The organism is Vibrio sp. T11.5 (assembly GCF_027587155.1).
Taxonomy (GTDB): domain Bacteria; phylum Pseudomonadota; class Gammaproteobacteria; order Enterobacterales; family Vibrionaceae; genus Vibrio; species Vibrio neptunius.
This window is the reverse complement of the sequence record NZ_JAPPTP010000022.1, coordinates 60,478-66,658: the sequence shown is the minus strand read 5'-3', so window position 1 is coordinate 66,658 and position 6,181 is coordinate 60,478. Positions and strand designations below refer to the sequence as shown.

Below are 6,181 nucleotides of genomic sequence, written 5' to 3'. Positions count from 1 at the left end.
GCTATTAATGTCTATAAAAACCGCATTACTCATCCTGCTTTGTACGTTTTCACCATTATTACTTGCCGATACATCGCAAAACGGAACCTCAGAACAAATTTATCATTCTGGGAGCAACTACTTATCAGAAAGCTACGACGTATTTTCACCAAACAACAAAACATTTAGGCTAATTTTAAAAGATGTTAAATCAGATAAATGTTTGGTATTCAAAAAAAGTGAAAACTCAGATTTAGTTCGTGTCTACGCCATCAACCTCAACAAGAGCCACTACGTTACTCGACCGATATCGGGCAAGATTCAAATTCGCTTTAGCGAAGACCCAAACCTCTATGATCTTACAACAAATAGACATTACATCAGACCAACCCTGACAAGATTGAGTAAAGAGAGAGATGCCGCGTTGTTTGAAAGTTTAAGCGTACAGGATGTGATGTTCGTCAAACTCGATGTGTTAGGTCAAGAACACGTGTTAAAAATCAATATTGAGGACTTAGAAGAATTACTAAAAATGGGGACATTTATCTAGATAGCTTTAATTTCATCGATGAGCTTATATGAGTATATTTCATCACCTATAAGCTCTTTAAATAACCGTCAATTCATATCGCAATCGTTTTACTTGATAACGTTCAGCTTATCGTTAATAAAAATACATTTAAAATCTAGACAACCTAACCGAATATAGAAAAATCGTAATTTAAGTATATTATCAATCTCTGTATCTAAATTATGATGCCATAATCTTAACACCAAGAAAAGTAAATAGGCCTCCAGTTAAACAGTCCATGACGACTGATATTCTCTGATACATAGATTTCGCAGAGCGATGAGAAAAAGCAACGGCTAAAAATAGATGCCAAACTAATGTGATCAATGACATGGTCAGCATGATAACTACCATCATCGGAAGCGTTAAAGCTTGTGGCATAGATACCGAAAACAGACTTACGACAAAGAAACCTGTCTTAGGGTTCAGAATACTGGTTAAGAAGGCGGAAAAGAACACCTTTTTCTCGGAGGGGGCAATGACGGAATCACTATCCAAGGCTCGACTACCACGCTTACGTTGCAATGACTTATATATCTGGCCAAAACCCAAGTAAAGCAGATACAGCCCACCGATAACTTTTAACGCTGAAAACAGTTGTGGAAAATGAGCCAGCAGTAGCACCAACCCTAAGCCACCCATAAGCCCCCAGAGCATCACGGCAACACTGACCCCTAATGCAGAAAACATCGCCAACTTACGCTCATATTGTAAAGAGGTATTGATAGTCAGTAAAACATTGGCACCGGGAGTGATCACCGCAAGCGTCCAAATGACGGCAACATGCGCCATCACCAGTATATATTCCAAGATTTCTTCCTTTCAATTGATTGCATAATATGGTCGCGCTATCCTACTCCTTTAATAACAAAGGCTCAAGCAATGGGACGCTATGATCTAATCATAAATTTCCAGGCATATTAGAGCTCTAGATAAAGTCGCAACATATCCTTGTGCTGGATTCCATCTTCAAAAATCGGCTCTGAGTAGTGGGTGAGAAAATGATCTTTCAATACCGTATCCACACGGAAACCGAGGCGTTGATAAAACTTGAGTTGATAGCCAAAACATCCCGTTCCTAGCTCAACACGTTTTACACCTGAAGACTTAAGTTCTCTTAGAGCAAACGCTAGCAAGTGGCTACCTATTCCTCTCCCGTGGCATGTCAGCAAAACTGAAGCGTTCATTAACTCCACCAGTGATTGGCTATGTGGTAACACAACCATGACACCAATAGAATTTCCCTCATCATCCTCAGCAACAAAACATTGAGATTTTCTCAGATAAGACTGAATGTTTTCTTCGCTTGGGTCCGCTTCGAGTAATAGTGGTAATGGCACATATTCAGGCGCTATCTTCTTGTACTTCATGACCGACTACTCGCTCTCTACAACTGAATCCAATATCTTGCTAAAAGGTTGGGAAACACTTTACCCGTAATAATGTTTTCTAATTGACCGCCATTCGCTTCAATCACTTTCCGGGATGGCCAGTTATCATCATCTGCAGTCACAAGTGCTTTAGATATCCCCAGTTTACGAGCTTCCGCCAAGGCTAACTTGAGCATCATCTTACCGTTACCTTGGCCTCGGAAATTAGGGGCGATGTCATACCCGATATGGCCAGCTTCAGAAGAAAGAAATTCATTTTCAATATGATGACGAATACGAATGGCTCCACGAATACTCTGATTTTCATCAATCAACCAGAAATGGCTACAGGGGACGTAACCCGGTTTTAAATCGATGCCCAAGGACTCATTGTAAAGTCGATTTACATAGCGTTCGATATCATTCACACCTTCCGCATAGTAGTCTGCGTTTTCAGGATCATTACGCTTGAAATCAAGGTAGAATCGAGAAAATTCCTCTTTGAACTGCGATGAAGGGGGGACTAATTTCATCAATTCTGTTCCTCACTCTGAGAATTATTTTTTAGACCATATTGATAGAAAACGACTCGTTGTTCATTTATCGACTGTTTTACAAAGCCAAGCTTTTCTAAAAGCTTCAACGATGCAATGTTTGACTCATCAACACCAGCTACGATCTCTCTCCAACTACTTTTGTTCGCAATAGAGTCAATAAACCCAGCAAGCAGCTCACTAGCCAACCCTTGCCCCCAGTACTCTTCTGCAAGTAAATAGCCGATATGAGCACTACCGCTGTCTTGATAGACAAATACAAACCCTGCTAACGCACCATCATTAGCTCTCACGACGTAAAGCACGCTTTCATCATTCATTTTGCTTAACCAGCTCTCTGCTGATTCATTAGACCTGACTTGGTGAAAGTACGGTGGTAAATTCTCAACAACCTTTTCTGTTAAGGTTGCTTGAATTTCTGATAGAAAATGAGCATTGCAGTCACCATCTTTAAACTGCTTTATGGTTAACCTGTTTGTACGATATGCTTCCACCAGAGCCTCCCTTACTATTAAACTCATCTGTGTTTACGGTGCTTTTTAGCTAGCCTTTCGTTGCCCCGTTTGTAGTTGCCAGTAACTCTCGCCATCAGTTGCTGTTGGTCATGATTTGACAGCACACTAACCTTCGAAACGAAATCAGATGCCTGTTTTCCACGCAATATGGTAACAATCTTACCGTTACGCAAAATCCTCAGTTCAGCCCGATTCTCTTCAAAGGAAAAACCTAGGTCAGATACCATATTAGTACTCCTCAACTTCAAACTGGGAAGCGACTCGTCTACCCCACCCGTTTGCCAATTGCTGAATATCCTCAATACCATAGGGTTGACCTTCAATCATGCGTAGCGCAAGTTCAACACACTGTGATTCTTTCGAATAATGACGCAATACAGCTTTTACACACCACTTTATCTCTACGTGCCAACTGTTGTCCTTTTCTGCGATCAAGGTGTAAGCGCTACGCAGGATCTTCTTAGCCAACATTCTACCAATATACTTTTGGTTAGACTCATTAAGTTCATCACATGCTTGAGTAATGAAAGATGAGAGATCACCGTTGAGAGCAGAACCGATTTTCCGGTTAGGCTTTAGTCGGCTGAATTTCAGGGACAAATCATCACCTGACACACAACAACAGCAGTGCTTTAACCAAAACTGCCAGTGATGAAGTTCATTTGGAGAAAGGATTGCTTCCAGATGGCCAGGATCGAAGTCTATCTTGCTGAAAATCGTTAACTCTTGCTCTAATTTTAGTTTGGTAGCCTGAAGTTTTCGTTCGGTTTCAAGATCCAAAGGCTTAGTAAAAACAATAGATAAGTCTATATCTGACTCAAACTCAACCGCTGTGCCCCTAGCGACACTCCCATATAAATAAAGGCTATGAATTTTGCCTGCAAAAGTGTCACGTAAGCATCTAACCACACGGTCGACTGACGGCCTAAACGCAGGCTGAATATAGGCGACTGAACAATGATTGACAATGTAACCTTGCTCGTCCAACCCGTTATTGATTGGTTTCATCAAGTTTGTCCCGCCACTCTTGTTGCAACATTGCCATAACTACCGTGTCCCACCAGCGCCCTTTAAAATACCGGTTCTGTTTGAATACCGCTTCTCTGCGCATACCCAAGTCAGAACAAAGCTTAATAGCCGCACGATTTTCCTTAATCGTCTCGGCGTATATCCGATGCATATTAAGCTCACTAAACCCATAATTTGCCAAAGCCGTCGCAGCTTCATAAATCAAACCATTTCCCTGAAATGAACGGGCTATTCCACATCCCATTGACGCATTATGTTCATCTTCCAATCTCAAGCATACCGTACCAATAAAGATGCCTTGCTGTTTATGCTCTATTGCAAGTTGGTAACTCGTTCTTGGTATTTCAGCAGCCTGTTGAACAAACAATTTGGTCAATTGACGGTATTTTTCTGCTTTGCTGTCCGCTTCGTCATAGAAACGTTGATACTTTTCGTCTTGAGATATCGCCACAAACGCGGCTTCATCTTCTAGCGACATATCTCTGATAACAAGTCTTGCTGTTTCTAACCTAAACAATTGCTTTCCCTAAAGGTACTTTTCCATAATAAAATTCGTCAGTACCTGACCACGCATCTCAACCTGTTGTTCTTTCACTACTTTATACCCCATCCGCTCATAGAAAGGACGAGCAGTAATACTCACCTCCGAGTAGAGGCGTCTAATACCCTTATCGTTCGCAACCTTTAACACATGTTCCATAAGCGCCCGACCCACACCCTTACCTTGGAAAGCGTGATGGCAAAAGAAATGATCCACTAATCCGGAATCTTGCAAATCGGTATACCCCGCGACTTGCCCGTTCATTTCAGCGATGTAAGGGTTAATTTGGGACATTTTGTTTTTCCACCTTTCAATGTCCCATTCTTCTGGCGCCCATGCTTGCACCTGCTCTTGGCTGTAATGTTGGCGATTTATATTTCGGACTGTATAGAAAAACACCTCCCAAAGGGCTTTGGCATCTTCTGGCTGATATTGGCGGATAGTAATCATAATGCTCTCCCTAGATTGCGGGTGTTTGTTATAAGATGAAAAAAGCTCGCTAATCATTAGCGAGCTTTCCCGTTAAATAGCAGCCTTTAGCTTTGCTTCAACTTCTTTTAAGACGTGGTATTCCTCTTTATCACAACCACGAACAATCGACACCCAATGATCTCCCGTTTCATCTGTTCCTCTAAACTCCGCACGTAACTCGTACCCACGCCACGTGACAAAGGCGATAATCAGGGTTAGCGCCAAAGTATACAAGCCAAACTGAGGGACAAATGCCCATGTGGCAGCAGACAAGAGCAATGCGAATGACAATACTTGGACAACATTTTCTTTGATGCCTAGTCGACGAACCTCAAAACGCTTGATTTTACTCAACTTATAAGCGTCGGACTTAACCACTAATTCATTGGAAGTCAGCATAAAGTCTTGTTCGCTTACCGTTGTGCGAAAACGGAACCAATCCACTAGCTTTTTACTTTGAGTGATTTTACTCATCACTTTTCTCCATGTTATGAAAATGTACAAAAACGACGATATACATGGAGTTACTTATGGAATTAATTGATTTTATAAAACAAACAAATGAGAAAAACAAGAATAATTATCTTAGCTTGCCAAAGGTCAGTCATAGATGAGGGAAAGATAGTTGAATCAGGTATTAGAAGATTCTCGACAAATACTTTCACTAAACCATTCAGCGATGGCGCGAGATCTGCCTAAATCTTCTTCACCGCTTACAGGAAGATAAGCAAAGCCTCTAAAATCAAGCTGCATGTAACGAGCCGTAAGCTTAAAAGGTTCAATAAAACAGTCCGGGAGGTCTTGATTATAGCCCGTTGAGATGACGGATATCGCCTTACCTTGCAGTTGACGTCCGAGTAACTTTTCTATGGTCAACAAATCTGATAGGCGGTCGAAAAACACTTTTAGCTGCGCCGACATGGAATACCAGTAAACAGGCGAGGCGAACACAATATGATCATAGGTGGTAAGCATGCGAATCAGAGGAATAAAATCATCGCTGCGATTTTCGTGTAGATAGTCATAGTAAGAGAGTTGGTAATCCGCTAAATCAAACACAGCAGCATTTGTCATCTCAACAAATTTATTCACTAAGTGACGCGTATTACCATCTGTTTTTGACGTACCCAAGACCACTGCTACCTTCATTA

At 41.4% G+C, this 6,181-nt stretch carries 11 protein-coding genes; 1 reads left to right on the top strand and 10 read right to left on the bottom strand.

All coding sequences use genetic code 11. The annotated features are described in order from the left end of the window. On the top strand, positions 1–529 hold a 529-nt coding region (locus OH455_RS18605), incomplete at its 5' end, for a hypothetical protein (protein ID WP_269982381.1). 201 nt (positions 530–730) lie between these two features. Here the strand turns inward: OH455_RS18605 and OH455_RS18600 are convergent. The 10 genes from OH455_RS18600 to OH455_RS18555 form a co-directional block, all read right to left on the bottom strand. Beyond that, complete coding sequence (locus OH455_RS18600) at positions 731–1,360, bottom strand: LysE family translocator (RefSeq protein ID WP_269982380.1); 630 nt, start codon at positions 1,358–1,360, stop codon at positions 731–733. 110 nt (positions 1,361–1,470) lie between these two features. Further along, on the bottom strand, positions 1,471–1,920 hold the full coding sequence (locus tag OH455_RS18595; RefSeq protein WP_269982379.1) for a GNAT family N-acetyltransferase: 450 nt from the start codon (positions 1,918–1,920) through the stop codon (positions 1,471–1,473). Between the two features lie 17 nt (positions 1,921–1,937). Next, a complete protein-coding gene (locus OH455_RS18590; RefSeq protein WP_269982378.1) occupies positions 1,938–2,453 on the bottom strand; it encodes a GNAT family N-acetyltransferase in 516 nt (171 codons plus the stop codon). Continuing rightward, on the bottom strand, positions 2,453–2,968 hold the full coding sequence (locus tag OH455_RS18585; protein ID WP_084720202.1) for a GNAT family N-acetyltransferase: 516 nt from the start codon (positions 2,966–2,968) through the stop codon (positions 2,453–2,455). The genes OH455_RS18590 and OH455_RS18585 overlap by 1 nt, the downstream gene beginning before the upstream one ends. Before the next feature lie 23 nt (positions 2,969–2,991). Then, positions 2,992–3,216 (bottom strand): hypothetical protein, encoded by a 225-nt coding sequence (locus OH455_RS18580; protein ID WP_045975140.1) that lies wholly within the window; start codon positions 3,214–3,216, stop codon positions 2,992–2,994. A 1-nt stretch (position 3,217) separates the two neighbouring features. After that, the gene (locus OH455_RS18575; RefSeq protein WP_269982377.1) at positions 3,218–3,997 is read right to left on the bottom strand and encodes a nucleotidyltransferase domain-containing protein; all 780 of its coding nucleotides are present in this window, start codon (positions 3,995–3,997) and stop codon (positions 3,218–3,220) included. Continuing rightward, positions 3,981–4,535, bottom strand: a complete 555-nt coding sequence (locus OH455_RS18570; protein ID WP_269982376.1) for a GNAT family N-acetyltransferase — start codon at positions 4,533–4,535, stop codon at positions 3,981–3,983. Before OH455_RS18570 ends, OH455_RS18575 begins: the two co-directional genes overlap by 17 nt. A gap of 9 nt (positions 4,536–4,544) precedes the next feature. Continuing rightward, the gene (locus tag OH455_RS18565) at positions 4,545–5,009 is read right to left on the bottom strand and encodes a GNAT family N-acetyltransferase (protein ID WP_269982375.1); all 465 of its coding nucleotides are present in this window, start codon (positions 5,007–5,009) and stop codon (positions 4,545–4,547) included. A gap of 72 nt (positions 5,010–5,081) precedes the next feature. Beyond that, the gene (locus OH455_RS18560) at positions 5,082–5,504 is read right to left on the bottom strand and encodes a hypothetical protein (protein ID WP_269982374.1); all 423 of its coding nucleotides are present in this window, start codon (positions 5,502–5,504) and stop codon (positions 5,082–5,084) included. Positions 5,505–5,660: 156 nt separating this feature from the next. After that, complete coding sequence (locus tag OH455_RS18555) at positions 5,661–6,179, bottom strand: flavodoxin family protein (RefSeq protein ID WP_269982373.1); 519 nt, start codon at positions 6,177–6,179, stop codon at positions 5,661–5,663. Positions 6,180–6,181: the final 2 nt, after the last annotated feature.